Annotated in this window: 17 protein-coding genes and 2 other annotated features; of the genes, 12 read left to right on the forward strand and 5 right to left on the reverse strand. The window is 49.1% G+C overall.

Going from position 1 to position 19,281, the window contains the following annotated elements:
- The first annotated feature begins 10 nt into the window (after positions 1-10).
- The 12 genes from buk (at position 11) to trpA (ending at position 12,737) form a co-directional block, all read left to right on the forward strand.
- Positions 11-1,114, forward strand: a complete 1,104-nt coding sequence (gene buk, locus ASG02_RS01750; protein WP_056061899.1) for a butyrate kinase — start codon at positions 11-13, stop codon at positions 1,112-1,114.
- A complete protein-coding gene (lpdA, locus tag ASG02_RS01755; RefSeq protein WP_035409071.1) occupies positions 1,084-2,505 on the forward strand; it encodes a dihydrolipoyl dehydrogenase in 1,422 nt (473 codons plus the stop codon). Before buk ends, lpdA begins: the two co-directional genes overlap by 31 nt.
- Before the next feature lie 13 nt (positions 2,506-2,518).
- The gene (locus ASG02_RS01760) at positions 2,519-3,532 is read left to right on the forward strand and encodes a thiamine pyrophosphate-dependent dehydrogenase E1 component subunit alpha (RefSeq protein WP_056060235.1); all 1,014 of its coding nucleotides are present in this window, start codon (positions 2,519-2,521) and stop codon (positions 3,530-3,532) included.
- On the forward strand, positions 3,529-4,512 hold the full coding sequence (locus ASG02_RS01765) for an alpha-ketoacid dehydrogenase subunit beta (protein ID WP_056060238.1): 984 nt from the start codon (positions 3,529-3,531) through the stop codon (positions 4,510-4,512). Before ASG02_RS01760 ends, ASG02_RS01765 begins: the two co-directional genes overlap by 4 nt.
- 14 nt (positions 4,513-4,526) lie before the next feature.
- Positions 4,527-5,795, forward strand: a complete 1,269-nt coding sequence (locus ASG02_RS01770) for a dihydrolipoamide acetyltransferase family protein (RefSeq protein ID WP_035409065.1) — start codon at positions 4,527-4,529, stop codon at positions 5,793-5,795.
- A gap of 56 nt (positions 5,796-5,851) precedes the next feature.
- Positions 5,852-6,103: a binding site (T-box leader), on the forward strand.
- Between the two features lie 48 nt (positions 6,104-6,151).
- Positions 6,152-6,401: a binding site (T-box leader), on the forward strand.
- Between the two features lie 50 nt (positions 6,402-6,451).
- The gene (trpE, locus tag ASG02_RS01780) at positions 6,452-7,846 is read left to right on the forward strand and encodes an anthranilate synthase component I (protein ID WP_056060241.1); all 1,395 of its coding nucleotides are present in this window, start codon (positions 6,452-6,454) and stop codon (positions 7,844-7,846) included.
- Positions 7,843-8,409, forward strand: a complete 567-nt coding sequence (locus ASG02_RS01785; protein WP_056060244.1) for an aminodeoxychorismate/anthranilate synthase component II — start codon at positions 7,843-7,845, stop codon at positions 8,407-8,409. The genes trpE and ASG02_RS01785 overlap by 4 nt, the downstream gene beginning before the upstream one ends.
- Before the next feature lie 6 nt (positions 8,410-8,415).
- Positions 8,416-9,432, forward strand: coding sequence for an anthranilate phosphoribosyltransferase (trpD, locus tag ASG02_RS01790; protein ID WP_056060248.1), 1,017 nt, complete (start codon positions 8,416-8,418; stop codon positions 9,430-9,432).
- Positions 9,429-10,196 carry an indole-3-glycerol phosphate synthase TrpC gene (trpC, locus tag ASG02_RS15645; RefSeq protein WP_056060252.1) on the forward strand — a complete coding sequence of 256 codons (768 nt, stop codon included), beginning with the start codon at positions 9,429-9,431 and terminating at the stop codon, positions 10,194-10,196. The genes trpD and trpC overlap by 4 nt, the downstream gene beginning before the upstream one ends.
- Positions 10,193-10,762, forward strand: a complete 570-nt coding sequence (locus ASG02_RS15650) for a phosphoribosylanthranilate isomerase (protein WP_056060254.1) — start codon at positions 10,193-10,195, stop codon at positions 10,760-10,762. Before trpC ends, ASG02_RS15650 begins: the two co-directional genes overlap by 4 nt.
- Positions 10,759-11,955: a tryptophan synthase subunit beta gene (gene trpB / locus ASG02_RS01805; protein WP_056060258.1), complete on the forward strand. Its 1,197-nt coding sequence runs from the start codon at positions 10,759-10,761 to the stop codon at positions 11,953-11,955. The genes ASG02_RS15650 and trpB overlap by 4 nt, the downstream gene beginning before the upstream one ends.
- On the forward strand, positions 11,955-12,737 hold the full coding sequence (trpA, locus tag ASG02_RS01810) for a tryptophan synthase subunit alpha (RefSeq protein WP_056060261.1): 783 nt from the start codon (positions 11,955-11,957) through the stop codon (positions 12,735-12,737). The genes trpB and trpA overlap by 1 nt, the downstream gene beginning before the upstream one ends.
- A 50-nt stretch (positions 12,738-12,787) precedes the next feature.
- Here the strand turns inward: trpA and ASG02_RS01815 are convergent, their stop codons facing one another.
- From ASG02_RS01815 to abc-f, 5 genes are all read right to left on the reverse strand, one after another.
- Entirely contained in the window at positions 12,788-13,258 is a 471-nt protein-coding gene (locus ASG02_RS01815) for a GNAT family N-acetyltransferase (protein WP_081780390.1), read from the reverse strand.
- A 19-nt stretch (positions 13,259-13,277) separates the two neighbouring features.
- Positions 13,278-15,251, reverse strand: coding sequence for a penicillin-binding transpeptidase domain-containing protein (locus tag ASG02_RS01820; RefSeq protein ID WP_056060264.1), 1,974 nt, complete (start codon positions 15,249-15,251; stop codon positions 13,278-13,280).
- A 116-nt stretch (positions 15,252-15,367) separates the two neighbouring features.
- Entirely contained in the window at positions 15,368-16,084 is a 717-nt protein-coding gene (locus ASG02_RS01825; protein ID WP_056060266.1) for a peptidoglycan DD-metalloendopeptidase family protein, read from the reverse strand.
- Between the two features lie 245 nt (positions 16,085-16,329).
- Positions 16,330-17,223: a diacylglycerol kinase family protein gene (locus tag ASG02_RS01830; protein WP_035409044.1), complete on the reverse strand. Its 894-nt coding sequence runs from the start codon at positions 17,221-17,223 to the stop codon at positions 16,330-16,332.
- A gap of 67 nt (positions 17,224-17,290) precedes the next feature.
- Complete coding sequence (gene abc-f, locus ASG02_RS01835) at positions 17,291-19,147, reverse strand: ribosomal protection-like ABC-F family protein (RefSeq protein ID WP_056060268.1); 1,857 nt, start codon at positions 19,145-19,147, stop codon at positions 17,291-17,293.
- Positions 19,148-19,281: the final 134 nt, after the last annotated feature.

Raw genomic sequence — 19,281 nt, forward strand, 5'->3', positions numbered from 1 at the left:
GAGGATATCCATGAGCGAACGTATTTTGACGATCAATCCCGGTTCGACTTCGACGAAGATCGGTATCTTCGAAGGATCAAACCCGGTGTTCACGAAGACGTTACGCCATCCAGCGGAAGCGGTCAGAGGACCGCTTCCAGCGCAGCTGGAGATGCGTCGTCATGTAGTACTCGAAGTGTTAGCTGAAGAGCAGATTGATTTGAAAGCGCTTACTGCAGTCGTTGGGCGTGGTGGGTTACTCCGACCGCTTGTCAGCGGTACGTATGCAGTCAACAGAGAAATGCGAGAAGACTTACTCAGCGGTATTTTTGGCGTTCATGCATCGAACCTCGGTGGACTCCTTGCGGATGAGGTTGCTCGGACACTCGACATCCCATCATTCATCGTTGATCCGGTCGTCGTTGACGAACTAGAACCGATTGTGCGTATTACAGGCTTACCTGAACTTGAACGAAAAAGTATTTTCCATGCCTTGAATCAGAAAGCTGTTGCGAAACGGTACGCGAAGGAAATCGGACGTCCATACGAGGAACTGCGCCTGATCATTGCACACATGGGTGGCGGCATTACAGTCGGCGTACACCATGAGGGGCGTGTTATCGATGTCAACAATGGACTCGATGGAGAAGGACCGTTTTCGCCAGAACGAAGCGGGTCGCTACCTGTTGGTCAACTAGTAGAACTATGTTATAGTACCAAGTATAAACTTGAAGAGATGAAGCGTCTGGTCGTTGGGTCAGGCGGACTTGTTGCGCACTTAGGTACGTTTGACGCGGTTGAGATCGAGCGCCGGATTGAAGAAGGCGATGAAAAAGCGGCATTGTTATATGAAGCGATGGCGTACCGGATCGCGAAAGAAATCGCTGGTCAAAGTGCTGTCTTGTTCGGTCAGATCGACGCGATCATTCTAACAGGCGGACTTGCTTATAGTGATCGGTTGACGCGTGTGATCGAAGAACGCGTCGCCCACCTTGGTCAAGTCGTGCGTAGTCCTGGTGAAGATGAGTTGCAGGCGCTCGCAGAAGGAGTGTTGCGTGTCTTACGTGGGGAAGAGGAAGTTAAGGAATATGGAGGCGAACCAACATGGCTAGAGAATTCGACGTCGTTGTCCTAGGTGGAGGACCCGGTGGATATGTCGCCGCGATCCGTGCAGCACAAGCCGGGAAGTCGGTAGCAATCGTAGAACAAGGAAAATTAGGCGGGACATGCTTACATCGTGGCTGTATTCCCTCTAAAGCCTTTTTGAAATCAGCAGCAGTCTATCAGACGGTCAAACACGCTACTACATATGGCGTGGACGTACCGGAATCGTTTTTACGATTCGAACAGGTCAAACAACGCAAACAAGAGATCGTAGATGGATTAGAGGCAGGCATTCAGCACCTGATGAAAAAAGGAAAGATTGAAGTCTTTCATGGTCGGGGTTCGATTCTTGGACCAAGTATCTTTTCACCGATGCCCGGAACAATCAGTGTCGAGCCGGAAGAAGGCGAAGGCGAGTTGATTCTTCCACGCCAATTGATCGTCGCGACAGGATCACGTCCACGTCCACTGAACGGTCTTGCTTTTGATTCAGAGTATGTCCTCAGTTCGGATGATGCGCTCGATATGGCAGATTTGCCAAAATCAATCGTCATCATCGGCGGCGGCGTCATCGGTGTCGAATGGGCATCGATGTTGACGGATTTTGACGTCGCAGTAACGGTCGTTGAATTCAGCGACCGGATTTTACCGACAGAAGATGCGGCAGTCAGTCGTGAAGTCGCCCGCCAACTAAAAAAGCGGGGCGTCAAGATTCATACGGGCGCAGCTGCACAAAGTGATACGTTCCGTATGTCAGAAGACGGCGTATCGATCGCGATCGACCGTAACGGAGAACAGACGACGCTTGAAGCGGATAAGTTGCTCGTCGCCATCGGTCGGATGGCGAATGTCGAAGGTATCGGAATCGAAAACACAAATATTGTCGTCGAAAATGGCTTCATCCAAGTGGATGACCATTTCCGGACGAAGGATCAACATATCTATGCAATCGGCGATGTCATCGGTCGCTTGCAACTCGCGCACGTCGCGTCAGCAGAAGGCGTCAAAGCAGTCGAGGCGATCGTAAACGGAACGACGACACCACTTGAATATGCGTTCGTACCACGTTGTATCTACAGCGTACCGGAAGCGGCATCGGTCGGTTTAACGGAAGACGAAGCGAAACGTGCCGGAATGGACGTTAAGGTCGGGAGCTTCTCGTTCAATGGGTTAGGAAAAGCGCGGATTGAAGGAGAAGCAGCAGGCTTCATCAAGCTCGTCTCGGATGCGAAGACAGATGATCTCGTCGGCGTTCACATCGTCGGACCAAAAGCAACGGAACTGATTAGTGAAGGTGGGTTAGCGCTCGTACTCAATGCAACGGCATGGGAAGTTGGACAGCTCGTGCATCCGCACCCGGCCTTATCAGAAGCATTTGGAGAAGCAGCACTTGCAGTCGACGGACTTGCGGTTCACGCCTAAGGAGGAATTACGGATGGAAAAGATAGAATTCAAAGAATTGGTAGAACTCGGATTAACGGAACAAGACGCGATTCACATGTTCGAAACGATGGTCCGTGCGCGGAAAATCGATGAACGGATGTGGAAGTTGAACCGAGCAGGTAAAATTCCCTTCCTCGTCTCGTGTCAAGGACAAGAAGCGGCTCAAGTCGGTGCAGCGTTCGCACTCGAAAAAGGAACAGATTACATTTTGCCGTATTACCGTGATTTAGGTGTCGTCTTGCACTTCGGTCAAACGTCACGCGATATCATGCTATCGGCATTCGCCAAAGCAGAAGATCCGAACTCAGGTGGTCGCCAAATGCCAGGACACTACGGTTCACGTGCCTTGAACATCGTGACAGGTTCAAGTCCGGTTACGACGCAAGTACCACATGCTGTTGGAATTGCACTGGCTGCGAAGATGCGTAAGGAGCCACTCGTTGCTTACGTCTCGTTCGGTGAAGGTTCTTCAAACCAAGGTGATTTCCATGAAGGAGCAAACTTTGCCGGAATTCATAAGCTTCCTGTCATCTTGTTCTGTGAAAACAATAAATACGCGATTTCGACACCACTTTCGAAACAGCTGTCAGCTAAACACGTTGCTGACCGGGCGATTGGCTATGGTATGCCAGGATATACAGTGGACGGTATTGATCCACTTGCTGTCTTCAAAGTCGTCAAAGAAGCACGCGAACGTGGATTACGGGGAGAAGGTCCAACCTTAATCGAAGTTGAAGTCGAACGTCTCGTGCCACACTCATCCGATGATGACGATAAATCATACCGTTCTGCTGAAGAACTCGATGCCTTAAAAGCACGTGACGGAATCAAACTCTTCCGTGCGCGTCTGATTGAAATGGGTGTCTTGACGGAAGAAACAGCGACTGAAATCGAACAAGCGATGGAGAAAGAAGTCGATGAAGCAACGGCGTATGCTGAAGCAGCGGCTTACGATGCGCCAGAAAATGCATTACGTTACGTGTACGACGAGGAGGAAACGAAATGACGACGTTAAGTTTAATCGAAGCGATCAATAGTGCAATCAAAGAAGAGATGGAGCGCGACGAGTCCGTCTTCATCCTCGGCGAAGATGTCGGTGTCCGTGGTGGTGTTTTCCGGGCGACACAAGGGTTGCTTGAACAATTCGGAGAAGAACGTGTCATCGATGCACCGCTCGCTGAAAGTGCGATTGCCGGTGTCGGAATTGGAGCTGCGATGTACGGCATGCGTCCGATTGCTGAAATGCAATTCGCTGACTTCATCATGCCAGCGGTCAACCAAATCGTCAGTGAAGCAGCGAAGATTCGGTACCGTTCGAACAATGACTGGACGTGTCCGATCGTCATCCGCGCACCGTTCGGCGGCGGTATTCACGGGGCGCTCTATCATTCTCAGTCGGTCGAAGCGATGTTCAACTCGACGCCTGGTCTGAAAATCGTCATCCCATCGAATCCATATGACGCAAAAGGATTGCTAAAGGCAGCGATTCGTTCGAATGATCCGGTCTTGTTCTTTGAGCATAAACGAGGCTATCGTCTGTTAAAAGGGGATGTTCCTGAAGGCGACTATACGGTCGAAATCGGTAAAGCAGACGTCAAGCGTGTGGGCGAAGACGTGACGATCATCACTTATGGGCTATGTGTTCATATGGCACTTGAGGCAGCAACACGCCTTGAAAAAGACGGAATCGATGTTCACATCCTTGACTTGCGGACTGTTTATCCAATCGACCGCGAAGCAGTCGTCGAAGCAGCGAAAAAGACGGGGAAAGTCTTGCTCGTCACGGAAGATAATAAAGAAGGTAGCGTCATGAGTGAAGTATCGGCGATCATTGCAGAAGAAGCCTTGTTCGATCTTGATGCACCAATAGAACGACTCTGTGGTCCAGACGTACCAGCGATGCCATACGCTCCGACGATGGAGAAGTTCTTCAACATCTCAAGTGAGAAAATTGAAGATAAAATCCGGACGTTACACGCATACTAAGGGGGAACTGACCGATGAAGACTGAAACACTTACGATGCCACAACTCGGGGAAAGCGTTACTGAAGGAACGATTTCGATGTGGCTGGTCAAACCAGGTGACACTGTCAAAAAATATGATCCGATTGCAGAAGTCATTACTGATAAAGTAACGGCAGAAGTCCCATCTTCGTTTGATGGTGTGATCGAAAAACTTCTTGCAGAAGAAGGCGATACGTTGCAAGTCGGTGACGCAATCGTCACGATGCAAGTCAACGGGGGATCAACGGAAGTCGCTGCGACTGAACAAGAAGTACCGGCTGTCGAAGAGACAACGACGGCTGATACTTCGATGAAAAAGCGCTATTCACCAGCAGTCTTGAAACTATCGGGTGAGCATGGCATCGATCTCGAACAAGTGACGGGTACAGGAGCCGGCGGGCGGATTACTCGGAAAGATTTGTTGAAACTGATTGAGTCCGGTGCTATTCCTACACCACAAACAACTGAACCAAAACCGGAAGCGAAAACGGCTCCGGTAGCGCCTCCAACAGAAGCACCATCCGCACCAAAACGTCCGGTCAGCGCACCACAAGCGACTGAAACGGGCGACATCGAGATTCCGACTGCCGGTGTGCGTCAAGCAATCGCTTCGAACATGGTACGCGCGAAACACGAAGCGCCACATGCCTGGTTGATGATCGAAGTCGATGTCACGAACTTGGTCGAAGCACGTAATCGTCATAAAGATGCGTTCTTCAAACAAGAAGGGGTCAAATTGACGTTCTTACCATTCTTCATGAAGGCGACGGTCGAAGGATTGAAGAAACATCCAATCATGAACTCGACATGGGCGGGAGATAAGATCATTCAAAAGAAAGCGATCAATCTATCACTTGCTGTTGCAACGCAGGACGCTCTGTTCGTACCAGTCGTCAAGAATGCAGATGAACTAAGCATCAAGGGGATCGCACGCGCGATTGATGACTTCGGGAAACGGGCACAAGCCGGCACGTTGTCGTCTGCAGAGATGCAGGGCGGGACGTTTACGGTCAACAATACGGGCTCATTCGGTTCAATCCAATCAGCACCGATCCTTAACTTCCCGCAAGCAGCGATTCTATCCGTTGAATCAATCGTCAAACGTCCAGTTTGGGTGAACGGCATGTTCGCAGCACGCGACATGGTCAACCTCTGTATGTCGATCGATCACCGGGTGCTCGACGGACTCGTAGCCGGACAGTTCCTACAAACTGTCAAACAAGCGCTCGAATCCATCGATCCAAACCAACTTTCCTTATACTGAGATTTTCCAGTTGACAGGGAAGTAGAAGCATCGTAATATAAGAAACAATTCAACACACGATAGCAAAGACGAAGAGAAGTAACTTGTGAAACGATTTAAGAGAGCTGATGGGTGGTGTGAATCAGTATCGGGTAACAAGCGAATGGCCTTCCGAGCTTCAGACCGAATCCTTTAAGTGGGTAGTAGGCTCTGACGGGTTCCTCCCGTTATTGGGGTCGACGAATCAGGACAATGGTCCGGTTCGTTTCAAAGGGGACGATGTCAGCATCGTCAACGAAGGTGGTACCGCGGGTCTTCCCGTCCTTCATGTTCTACATGAATGGGCGAGAAGACCCTTTTCGTATACAATTGAATCGAATAAATCGTAGAGTGAGTTAAGTAGCGAGGCAACATCGGCGTTTCAGAGAGCGGAAGAATGGTGCGACTTCCGTACGGCGAGGTTTCGTGAATGGTCTCATGAGAGCGTGGCTGAACGAAGAAGTAGGTCACGACGGATGCCCCCGTTATCGTAGGCTATGATGTCTCTTATTTAGACGCATCAGACAGAGTGGGAACGATCGAACCGTTCCAATCGAGAGGTGGCACCGCGAGATCATCGTCCTCCATGCAGCATATGCTGTGTGGAGGACTTTTTTTATTCCAGGAGGCGAACAGAGATGGTTCAGACAGACACACTTATCATTGAACAACTTGAACTAAACGGCGACGAGATGACGCCGATCATGATTTTCCAACAACTGAGTGGAACACAGAAATGTTTACTTGAAAGCTCCGCCCATACGGATCATGGACGGTATTCGATCATCGGTGTCGATCCGGTGGAAATGATCCGCGCAGAAGGACGAACCGTGACACGGGAACAGTTGAAGACAGGTCGATTGACACAAGAAACAGGTGATCCAGTACGACTGATGCAACAGTTGATTCTCCGGGAGGGCGTAGAAGAAGATCTTCCGTTTTTAGCAGGCGGGATCGGATATGTCGGTTACGATATGATGCGGGCGTATGAGACACTCGGAGCGATTCCGGAACGAACGCGCCAACTACCGGACGCGCTACTCGCCGTCTACGACCAAATCATCCTGTTTGATCATCTCGAACATCGTGTTCATTTAATTCAAACGTCACTTGGTGGCATCACCGATCGTGATGAATTACGTCAACGTCTAGTAGATCGGAAAGCGCAACTCGAACAATCGCGAGAGCGAACAGACATCGAGCGTCCACTCCGGGATGTCGTTTATGAACCGTTGATGGATCAAGAGACGTTTGAAGGACTCGTCGAACAAGCGAAGAGACATATTCGGCAAGGCGACGTCTTCCAACTGGTTCTTTCGCAACGACTCGATGCGACGTTTACGGGTGACCCGTTCCAATTTTACCGAAAACTCCGTAAGGATAATCCGAGTCCCTATCTCTTTTATATCGACTTAGGCGAAGCAATCGTACTTGGGGCCTCCCCGGAAAGTTTGGTCCAAGTCAAAGGGAATCGAGTGACGACGAATCCGATTGCCGGCACACGTCGCCGGGGGAAGACGACAGAGGAAGATGAACGGCTAGCAGAAGAGTTGCTTCACGATGAAAAGGAACGGGCCGAGCACCGGATGCTCGTCGATCTTGGACGCAACGACTTAGGACGGATTTGTCAGATTGGTACCGTCGAAGTGACAAGCTTCATGCAAATCGAACGATTCAAGAACGTCATGCACCTCGTCTCCGTCGTTGAAGGGACGTTAGCAGACGGGAAGACTGGAGCAGACGCACTTGTCTCTTGTCTACCGGCTGGGACGGTCACAGGAGCTCCGAAAATTCGAGCGATGCAGTTGATTGACCAGTACGAACAGGTCAAACGAGAAGTATACGCTGGAGCTGTTGGCTATTTCGACATTCGGGGGAATATGGATTTTGCTCTCGCTATCCGGACGATGGTCATCAAGGATGGTGTCGCTTCTGTTCAAGCAGGGGCTGGTATCGTCTACGACTCGATTCCACGACTTGAGTACCAGGAGACGTTACACAAAGCGAAATCACTACTGGAGGTTTGGAAATGATCGTCCTGATTGATAACTATGATTCCTTTACCTATAACCTATATCAATACGCATCGGTTTATACGGCCGTCCACGTCATTCGAAACGATGCGGTTAGCATCGAAGAGCTCCGCGAGATGAAACCGGACGGTATCATCCTCTCACCCGGTCCCGGTCGCCCGGCTGACGCTGGCATCTGCATCGATCTGATTTGTCAATTATCGGGGCAAGTACCGATTCTCGGTGTCTGCCTCGGACATCAGGCAATCGGCGAAGCATTCGGAGGACGCATCGTTGAAGCGCCGGTCATCATGCACGGGAAGACATCAATGATTCGACAATCGGGACAACTCTTCGACGAAATGACAGAAATGTTAGAGGTCATGCGCTATCATTCGCTGATCGTTGCGCGAAACGACTTACCGACGGAACTCGTCATCACGGCAGAAACGGAGGACCGGACGATCATGGCGCTCGAGCACAAGACACATCCGACATTCGGCATCCAGTTTCATCCGGAATCCGTCGGAACGCCTCAAGGGCAGCAGATGATTAAACGATTCATTGAATTGACGAAGGAGTGACGAACGATGAAAGAGACGTTATTGAAATTAGCAGAAGCGAAACATTTACGATATGAAGAGATGCAACAGGCAGCACGCGAACTGTTTGCCGAAGACGTGACCGATAGCGAAATTGCCGCCTTTCTCGTTGCTCTGAAAGCAAAAGGAGAGACAGCAGAAGAACTAGCCGGTCTCGCTTCGATCATGCGCGAAGTCGCGCTCGACATTCCAGTCACCGGTGATTTCATGGATAATTGCGGTACAGGAGGCGATGGCTCGCAATCGTTCAACATCAGTACGACAGCCGCTTTCGTTCTAGCCGGTGCCGGCATGAAAGTCGCGAAGCACGGGAACCGGAGTGTCTCAAGTAAGACGGGGAGCGCTGATGTACTTGAAGCGCTCGGAGTGTCACTCGATGCAACACCGGAACACTTAGTAGAGCAACTCGAGACGAACGGAATCGCCTTCTTGTTTGCACAACGGATGCATCCGCGCGTCAAGCAAATCATGAAGGTCCGACGTGATTTACGGATTCCGACGATCTTTAACTTGATTGGTCCGTTGACGAATCCGGTCCCGCTCAAGACACAACTATTAGGAATTTACCGGGAGGATATGCTCGAGACGATGGCGTTGACACTGCACCGACTCGGACGAAAGCGGGCGATCGTCTTACACGGTGCGAACGGAATGGATGAAGCGTCCCTTGCCGGAACGAACCAACTCGTCTTACTCGACGAAGGCGAACTGATCCGCTTCAGTCTTCATCCGGAAGAAGTCGGACTAAAGACCGCACCGCTTGAAGCGATCCGTGGTGGAAGTGCACAAGAGAATGCGGCGATTTTACTGCAAGTCCTGAGTGGTGAGCATGGCGCTTATCGCGACACCGTCCTACTCAATGCCGGGATTGCTCTCTTTGCAGCAAATCGGGCTAAGACGATCGAAGAAGGAATCGCCTTAGCAACAGAGAGCATCGACTCAGGACGAGCGATGGAACGATTGAACCAATTACGACAAATGACACGAGAGGAAGCAATCGGATGAATATCTTAGATCGCATCATCGAAACAAAACGGACGGAAGTCCTGCAATTAAAATTAACTGGCGTCGAACGGATCAGTCATGAAGCATTGAAGCCGTCGATCAAGCAACGACTATCGGGAACAGATTTATCCGTCATCGCGGAAATCAAACGAGCATCGCCATCAAAAGGTGCAATCGCACTCGATGTCGACGTCGTCGCTCAGGCAAAACAATATGAAGCGAGTGGGGCGACTGTCATCTCTGTCTTGACGGATGAGACATATTTTAAAGGATCGATGACCGATTTAGCGGCAGTCGCTGCAGCAGTCAACATCCCTGTCCTCTGTAAGGATTTCATGATTGACCGGATTCAGATTGACCGGGCAAAATCACATGGCGCACGGTTGATTCTCTTGATCGTTGCGGCCCTCGAGCAGGAGACGCTTGCTGACTTGTATACGTATGCTTACGCAGAAGGACTTGAGGTCTTAGTCGAAGTCCATGACGAAGAGGAATTACGCCGGGCAGAGGCGATCGGTGCACAAATCATCGGCATCAATAACCGGAACTTGAAGAAGTTCGAAGTCGATTTACAAACATCGATCGGATTACTAGAACAGCAACAACCGGACGTCCGTTACATTAGTGAGAGTGGCATCAAGACGGTCGAGGAAGCACAGCGATTACATGCTGCCGGTGCAGACGGGATCCTCGTCGGCGAGACATTGATGCGGGCAGACGATCCGCAAGTCTTCATTCGAGAAGTGAGTGGCGTTCGCGTATGACACGGATTAAGTTCTGTGGTCTCCGAGAAAGCGAACATGTCGAAGCAGCAGTTCGCTTAGCGGACTACATCGGCTTTGTCTTTGCTAAAAGTAAACGACAGATCACGCTCGAAGAGGCAGCACGTCTTAGACGCGACATTCCGAGTGCAATCCAGGTCGTCGGTGTCTTCGTCTCCCCGACCTATCAACAGGTGATTGATGCGGTCGAACAGGTCGAACTGGATCTCGTCCAAATTCATGGGACCATCCCGGACGGCAAGCTACCGGTTCCCGTCATTCAAGCGATTCCCGTGACGGACATCACGGAAGTAGAGCAACAGACGGAGTATGTGCTCGTTGACGCACCAGTTGCTGGAAGTGGCGAGACATTCGACTGGTCACGAGACATTCAAGCTGAACGTCCACTGTTCATTGCCGGTGGCTTGACAGCTGAAAATGTAGGAGAAGCAATCAAACGATATCACCCGTTCGCCGTCGATGTCTCAAGTGGCATCGAAACGGATGGACAGAAAGATTCCATAAAAATGCAGGCATTCGCAGATGCCGTAAAGGAGAGAGAAGCATGAGTTACGCACAACCGGATACATTAGGGCAATATGGTAAATACGGAGGACGCTACATCCCGGAAACATTGATGCACGCGGTGATTGAACTCGAAGAAGCTTATGCAATAGTAAAAGGAGATCCAACATTTCAAGCGCGGATGGACGAATTGCTAAAAGAATACGTCGGACGTGAGACACCACTTTATTTTGCTGAACATTTGACGCAAACGATCGGTGGCGCAAAGATCTACTTGAAACGAGAAGACTTGAACCATACCGGTGCCCATAAAATCAACAATACGATCGGTCAAGCGTTACTGGCTGAACGGATGGGGAAACGAAAAATCGTTGCTGAGACAGGGGCAGGGCAACACGGTGTCGCCACAGCAACGGTTTGTGCCTTGCTCGACCTCGAATGTGTCATCTTCATGGGAGAAGAGGACGTCCGTCGTCAAGAGTTGAACGTCTTTCGGATGGAGTTACTTGGAGCAACTGTCATCCCGGTCACACAAGGGAGTCGAACACTCAAAGATGCCGTCAATGAAGCACTCCGTTACTGGGTCAAACACGTTGACGATACGCACTACTTGATGGGTTCTGTTCTCGGACCACACCCATTCCCGCAACTCGTCCGTGATTTCCAAGCGGTCATCGGAAAAGAGACACGACGCCAAATCATCGAAAAAGAAGGGCGTCTGCCGGAAGCGATCGTCGCTTGTGTTGGCGGCGGCAGTAATGCGATCGGCATGTTCCATCCGTTCATCGATGATATGGACGTAAAATTGTACGGCATTGAAGCAGCGGGAAGTGGTGTTGAGACGGATCAACACGCAGCGACGATGACAAAAGGAGAGGTTGGTGTCTTGCACGGATCGATGATGTATCTCTTACAGGATGCACACGGTCAAGTACAAGAAGCGCACTCGATCTCAGCAGGACTTGACTATCCGGGCGTCGGACCCGAGCATAGTTTGCTCAAAGATATCGGTCGTGTTCAGTATGAAGCGGTGACCGACGAACAAGCACTCGAAGCACTACAGCTGTTAAGCCGCAAGGAAGGAATCATCCCGGCACTTGAATCAGCACACGCGATTGCCTATGCGACACAACTCGCTGCAGAGATGGACAAGGAAGAGATTCTCGTTATCTGCTTATCAGGGCGTGGCGATAAAGACGTCGTCACTGTCAGAAACGCACTAAAGGGGGAAGCATGATGCGATTAGAAACAGCGATTCGTAACGTTACAAGTAAGGGCGAAAAAGCCTTCATCCCGTACGTCATGGGGGGAGATGGAGGGATTGATCGCCTTCCGGAAATCTTAGCGTTTCTCGCTGAATCCGGAGCGACAGCGATTGAAGTCGGCGTTCCGTTTTCGGATCCGGTCGCTGACGGTCCAGTCATTCAAGAAGCGGGACTCCGGGCGCTAGGAGCGAACGTCGGACTGAAGGATGTTCTTGAGGCGGTTCGCGTTGCCCGTCAGACCGTCGATGTTCCAATCGTCTTGATGACGTACTTAAACCCGATTTTCCGTTATGGATTAACAGCGTTTTTAGCGACATGTCGCGAAGTCGGGGTTGACGGATTGATCATTCCTGATTTACCACTTGAACAGAGTGAACAGTTCTTCGAACGAGAGGACAAGTCGGATATCGCGCTCGTTCAACTCGTCTCCTTGACGAGTCCAATGGAACGGATTCAAAAGATTGCCGATAAAAGCGAAGGATTCCTTTATGCCGTTACGGTTAACGGGACGACTGGCGGCCAGACGACGTTTGATACGGCGCTTGAAGAACATTTAGCAAATGTCGCAGCCCATAGCCCGGTACCGGTACTTGCCGGGTTCGGAATCAGTACACCAGAACACGTCAAACAATTGAGTCGACCAGTCGCGGGTGTCATCGTCGGCAGTAAGATCGTTGACTTACTCCATCAAAACAATCGAGAAACGATTCAACAGTTGATGGCAGCACGGCTTGCGGCAACGCCGTCACATTAATGAAAAAGAGCAGATGATCACACGATCATCCGCTCTTTTTCGTATAGATGTCACTTTTGAACGAGTGACTTCTGCAAGTTCGTATACAGCGGTTCGAATCCGAGTTCTTCATAAAACGTTGCGGCCCGGTCGTTGACCGTCCAAACGTTTAAGCGAACAGCATCCACCTTTTGCTCGAGTGCGAGTTCTTCTGCCACCTGCATCAACTGGCGACCGATTCCTGATGAACGATGGGAAAAGGTGACACCGACGTCAGTGATGTTCAAGATTCGGACAGGCGTAAACCGGTCGGGTGCCGGTGCCGTCCACTTGCCAAACAAGTAACCAATGAGTGTTTCTCCATCGAGCACTGTCAGACAGAGGTGTTGTTCTGCTTCTATCATCTGACTTAAAGACTCTAGCGTGTATGGTGTCGTTACATCTGGGTGAAAGTGAGGCGACAACCGCTTGTGATGCGCGAAAGTCTCAGCCGTCAGTGTAAGCAGGGCAGGGAGGTCTGAAGTACAGCTAGTGCGGATCATCAAGAAGCGATCACTCCGATCATCGATTTTGTTTGAGTACTTCGGCGACAAGTCCCGACACGTACGGACTGCCACGATTTTCTTTTTCGACTGACTCGATCATGATGGCAACGAGAAGATCTTTTTTGTCGTTGTCGTATCCAACGAAGAAGCCATTCTCTTTGCCGTCGGTTTCGCCTGCCTTTTTCAATTCTGCCGTACCTGTCTTACCGGCAACATCGACTTCTTTGATATCAGCCGGAAGCGTATAACCGTTATGAACGACATCATACAAATCATCGCGGATCATCTTCGCGTCGTCTGCGTCGAGTAAATCCTTCTTAAAGACTTGCTTCGTTTTTTCCTCTTGTAAGAGTGTCGGACGATAGATTGTTCCATCCGTCAGGAAAATTTCATACATCGATGCTAAGTGTAGAATATTCGTCAACATCTGACCTTGTCCGTAAGACGTGTCCATCAGCTGTCCATCAGAAGAAATCGTGCCGTCGTTTGAGATCTGTGAGGCACGTAATGGATACGTGAACGGTAGCTTTTCACCGTATCCGAGCGCTTCAAGACCAGACGTAAATGCTTTCGTTCCGACTTGTTCGAGTGTCGAACGGGCGAAATAGATGTTGTCGGAATAGACGAGCGCATTATGCAGATTGACCGGGGCCGGTGTCTCATGAATGCGGGTGACGTTAAAACCATCGATCTTATTTTTTAGCCCATTGATTGTGTAGGCTTTTTCCGGGTCGAGCGTTTCGCTCTTTAATCCGACAGCAGCCGTCAATGGTTTTTGAGTCGAACCGGGTGCGAAGGCACTTGTGAATCGGTTCAATAATGGCTGGTCCGGGTCCTGCGTCAGTTCATCGAGTCGTGCTTGTGAGATTCCTGACATGAATTCAGAAGGATCAAAGCCAGGAGAGCTGAGTAAGACACGGGTCTCGCCGGTCCGCGGATCAATCGCTGATGCTGTTCCGGGATCATCCTGCATCGTTTCATAAGTCTTTTTTTGAAGAGTGGCATCAATTGTCAACGCAATATCTTCGCCATCCGTCGGTTTCGTTTCGGCAACAGTAACGTTTGAGCCGTCTTTTTTCTGTAAAGTGATTGTCGCACCGGCTTTACCACGTAAGCGCTCATCGAGTACTTGTTCAAGTCCACGTTTCCCGACTTGCTCGCCAGCTTGGATTTGATTTTTTGATTGTTTAATCTCGTCTGCTGTCGCTGAACCGATATATCCAATCAAATGAGAGGCTGCTTTACCAAGTGGATACGTTCGGACTTCCGTTTCTTGGACACTGATTCCAGGAATGTCACGCAATTTTTCAACCGTTGCTTCGTCGGTCATCGTTTTGAGCGGAACGAACTGTCCATCTTTGACCCAACTTGCCTTTAAGGAATCTTCGACTGAAGAGGTCGGGCGGTCGAGCAATTCGGCAACTTTCTCGACGTCTTTTAATTGTCCGGCTGTCGCGCCGACAGCAAATCCTTTTCCAGAGGTTGCGAGCGGTTTCTCATTCGAATCGAGTAAATCACCACGTTTGCCTTCAACGGTTTGTAGCTGGACTTTGTCATCCTTTTTAAAATCCTTTAGAACGAACGAATAGTCCCAGTCAATGAACCAGTTTTCGGTCTTACCTTGTTTCTCAAATGTCAGTGGAACTTGTTTATCGTAGGCAACGGTTCCTGCAACCGTATCAAAGGAAATCTGCACGGGAAGGGACGCTTTTTCGTCATCCGTTGCTTCCTCCGCTTTCTTTCGTTCGACGGATAACTTTTGAATATCAAGTGATTTCGACAATTGTTTCGTTCGCTCGATGAATTCTTTTTTACCGTATTCTTTTTTAGTAGCTGTACTCGCGTACGTATACATTTTATCGTAGTCTTGTTTCTCCCAAAGTTTAATATAGGCATCAAGACGTTCTTCAGGTGTCGGTTGATCTTGGCAACCGGCAAGCAGAGTCACGCCGAAAGATGCCGATAGAATCAAGGGAATGGTTCGTTTCATATGATTCGCCTCCTATATGCATGAGAGCCATGAATATACCGTACCACTCCTGTCAGAAGATTTCATCTGAAACAAAAAACCGGACTTCTCAAGATGAGAAGTCCGGCGAATCTGATTCAGTTGAAGTAATTGAGTGGATTAACGCTGTTTGCTGCAGACGTTCCACTGTAGACGTAAGAGCCGCGGTGCATTTCAAAATGCAAGTGAGCACCAAAGGCATTTCCTGTCGCGCCGACTGTCCCGATTTTTGTTCCTTTAGCAATCGTTTGTCCAACAGAAACAGCACGGCTGTTCATATGTGCGTAAACTGTCGTGTACTGGATGCCGTTAACCGTATGCGTCATCATGACATGATTACCGTATGCACCGTAGTAACGAGACGTGATGACCTTTCCAGCAGCTGAAGCATAGATGGGTGTACCCGTCGGAGCACCGATATCAATACCATTGTGGAACGTGTAACCATAAACACCGCTTGCCGCACCGTATCCTTGTGTGATCGGACCGCTTGCTGGACGCGAAAAACCAGTCGTTGCTTTTGTTGAAGTCGTCGTACTGTACTTTTTAACATATGTAGAAGAAACGTAGCGTGATGCGCCGTCGTATGAAATTTTTGTCCATGAACCAGAAACACCGAGATAATTGAATGTCTGTCCTGTATTGACGCTACCGACGATTTTATAAGCCGTTGATGGACCTGTCCGGACGCGTAGTCCGTCTGCCATGACTTTTACTTTATATGTCGTTGCGGCCTCAACTTTCGAAGCACTCGTTGTAGCAAAACCTGAAACTACCAAAGCTGTCATTGTCATTGTTGTAAGCAAACGTTTCATTAAGTGTATTTCCTCCTTAAAAATCTGAAGCGCCAGAACTGATCATTACAAAATTGTAAGATTTTATGTATATTTATTTATTTTAAAGAATGATTTTTCGCCTGAGATGATTATAGCATCGTCAATAACACAAAAATATTTCAAATATGTTTCAAAATTACGCTTTGTTAACATATATTGTAATGGATTTTAAAGTAAAAAAAGAAACCGACAAATCGTCGATTTCTTTTTTTACTCGTATAACGTTAGTCAGCAGAGAATGGTGAATATACAGTGAGATGTTGAGGGAGTACCTCGACAGTCACAGGAACATGACCTGCCGTATCACCATCGGCATTGATTGGTAACTCTTCTTTCGAACGAATCTCGACACGTGTCGTCGTGAAGTGTTCGATTTGATCCGCTTTTGATAACCCACCCGTGATGAGTTTAGGTAATGCTTGAAGCGCATCAAAGAATCCGAGCTTCGTAATGATGAATCCATGCAGTAATCCATCGTCGACTTTTGCTTCTTCCGCAAACGATTCGAATCCACCAACGGAATTCGTCAAGGCGATGATTAACAAGTGGGCTTCTCCATCAAATTGTTTTTCGGCAGAGTTGATTTCGATTGGATAAGGACTATGATCCTTAAAGGCTTTCAGACCTTCAATGAAATAAGCGACCGATCCAAGTGACGTTTTCTGTTCGATGCTCACTTCTTCGACGGCTTCCGCAATCAGACCAACCGCAATGACGTTCATGAAGTAATGATCATCATATTTACCGATATCAAGCGGGCGGGCAGGGGCATCAGCTAATATCTGAATCGCCTCTTCGGGGTCCGTCGGGATGTGTAACGCGCGTGATAAATCATTGACCGTCCCAAGCGGTACGATCCCAAGTGTTGGACGATGTGGTTGCTCGGCAATTCCAGTAATGACTTCATTGACCGTTCCATCACCACCCATGGCGATGACGGCGTCGTAATTAGACTGGGCGGCATGACGTGCGAATTCCGTTGCATCGTGTTCTTTTTCCGTGAATCGAACGTCGACGGTTTGAAAGCGAGTAGCAAGCGTCTCTTCAGCGAGCGTCGCGTGTTTTTTTCCGAGTTCTTTACCAGAAGACGGGTTGATGATCAACATAGCTTGAGACAAGATGAATTCCTCCTTTGACGTATCTGTTCCTATTTTCCCGAGTCAAAGAAGGACTAATCATTTTAGTTCAAGTTTCTAAAATTAAACGTTCATACAAACCTTCAATTTTTCGTAACAATGCTTCTTTTTCCATCTCGACCGTCATCCATTCTTCTTCCGCGGATACATGAGAAAGAACGGCATCAAGATGTACGACTTGAAGTTCCAGCTCTTCTATTTGCTGTTCAATGGACTGTTCTTTCGCAGGTGCTTTCGAACGCTTTGAAATTTTCGATTTCTTCTCATGATTTATCTGAGGTGGTGTGTCATGACTGGCTTGTCGTTTCTCCACTGCGTAAGCATAGTTTCCAGTATACGAAGTAATTTGATGGTCAAGCCAAATGATTTTTGAAAAAAGACGATTCAAGAAATAGCGGTCGTGTGAGACGGCGATCAATGTACCAGAAAAATTCTCGAGTGCTTCTTCAAGCGTCTCTCTTGATTCAATATCTAGATGATTCGTCGGCTCATCGAGAATCAAAACGTTGATCGACGAATGAACGAGTACGGCAAGCTGCAATCGAACACGTTCTCCTCCGCTTAGTGACAAAATAGACCGAAAGACAGTCGGTCCAAAAAACAGGAACCGGGCAAGAATATGGCGGGCTTCCGCTTCTGGAACGGCAATGCGGTCTCTAAACCAGTCGATTAAGCGAGCATCCTCCTCGAAATGGGCATGCTGGGACAAGTAACCGATCCGGTTCGATGGTCCACGCGTGAGCGTGCCTGCGTCTGGTGACAATTCATCAAGCAACAGTGCGAGCAACGTCGATTTCCCGCTCCCATTCGTTCCGACGATTGCAACCCGATCTTGAGCCATGATTTCGAACGAGACAACATCGAAAATGCGACGGGAATCGTAAGCGAAAGAGAGCTCTTCAGCGCGAAAGACGACTTGACTCGTATGATCGGTAGAAGAAAAAGAGACATCAGCGGTTTTGGCTTCGAGTTGCGGTCGTTTGATCCGTTCGATTCGCTCGAGTGCCCGCTCCATCGATTTTGCTTTACGGAATAATTTCTCACTCGGAGGAGATGCTTCGTTTGCCCACTGCCGTAGTCGACGAATCGCTTCCTTCATCTTCTTGATTTTTTTCTGTTGTTCCTGATAGGCGTGGAACTGTTCCATCAAGCGACGTTCTCGTTCGACGACGAACGCACTGTAGTTCCCTAGGTAGGAGGTCAGTTCACCATCTTCAAGCTCGACGATCGAGGTGACGACGGCGTCTAAGAAGACCCGGTCGTGAGAGACGAGCAGGATAGTTCCAGTGTAGTCCCGTAAGAATTGTTCTAACCATTCAACGGCAGCTAAATCAAGATGGTTCGTCGGCTCATCAAGGATTAGGAGGTGTGGTTCCATCAGCAACATGCGACCGAGGCAAATCTTCGTTTGCTCACCGCCGCTCAACTGATGGAAAGGGCGAGTGAGTAACGGACGTAAATGTAATCCGTTCACCATGCGCTCGATCTTCGAGTCGAGTAGATAGCCATCTTTTTGTTCGAATGCATTTGTCGCTTCCGCATATCGAACGAGTAGTGAATCCAGATCATCTGGCGCTGTCGCCATCAAAAGCTCCAACTGTTGCATCCGAGAACGGATTGCGAGGATCTCTTCAAACGCCGTCCAAAGGACGTCGAGTCCGGTCATTGTCTCGGCATAAGTGGGAAGTTGTTCCAAGTAGCCAATCGTCAAACCGTTCTTTTGATAGATGACGCCACCGTCCGGTTGGTCAAGGCGAGCAAGTAAGCGGAGTAATGTCGTTTTACCACTCCCGTTTCGTCCAATCAGACCGACACGATCGTTTTCGTTTAAGAAGAGGGAAACGTCCGTTAAGATCGTTTCGCCTCCGAATTGTTTTGTCAGATGTTGAATGTCGCAAATCATCATAATGAGTTGATCCTTTCGCGCGCATTAAAAAAAGGAGAGCGCAAATAGCACTCTCCCTAGTGTGTGAAAGATGCGCTTTGCTGTATTTTTCAATCATGAAGTTCTAAAAAGGGCAGACGGGTGCCTTAGAACGC

It is taken from the genome of Exiguobacterium sp. Leaf196 (assembly GCF_001423965.1).
In the GTDB taxonomy this organism is placed as follows: Bacteria; Bacillota; Bacilli; order Exiguobacteriales; family Exiguobacteriaceae; genus Exiguobacterium_A.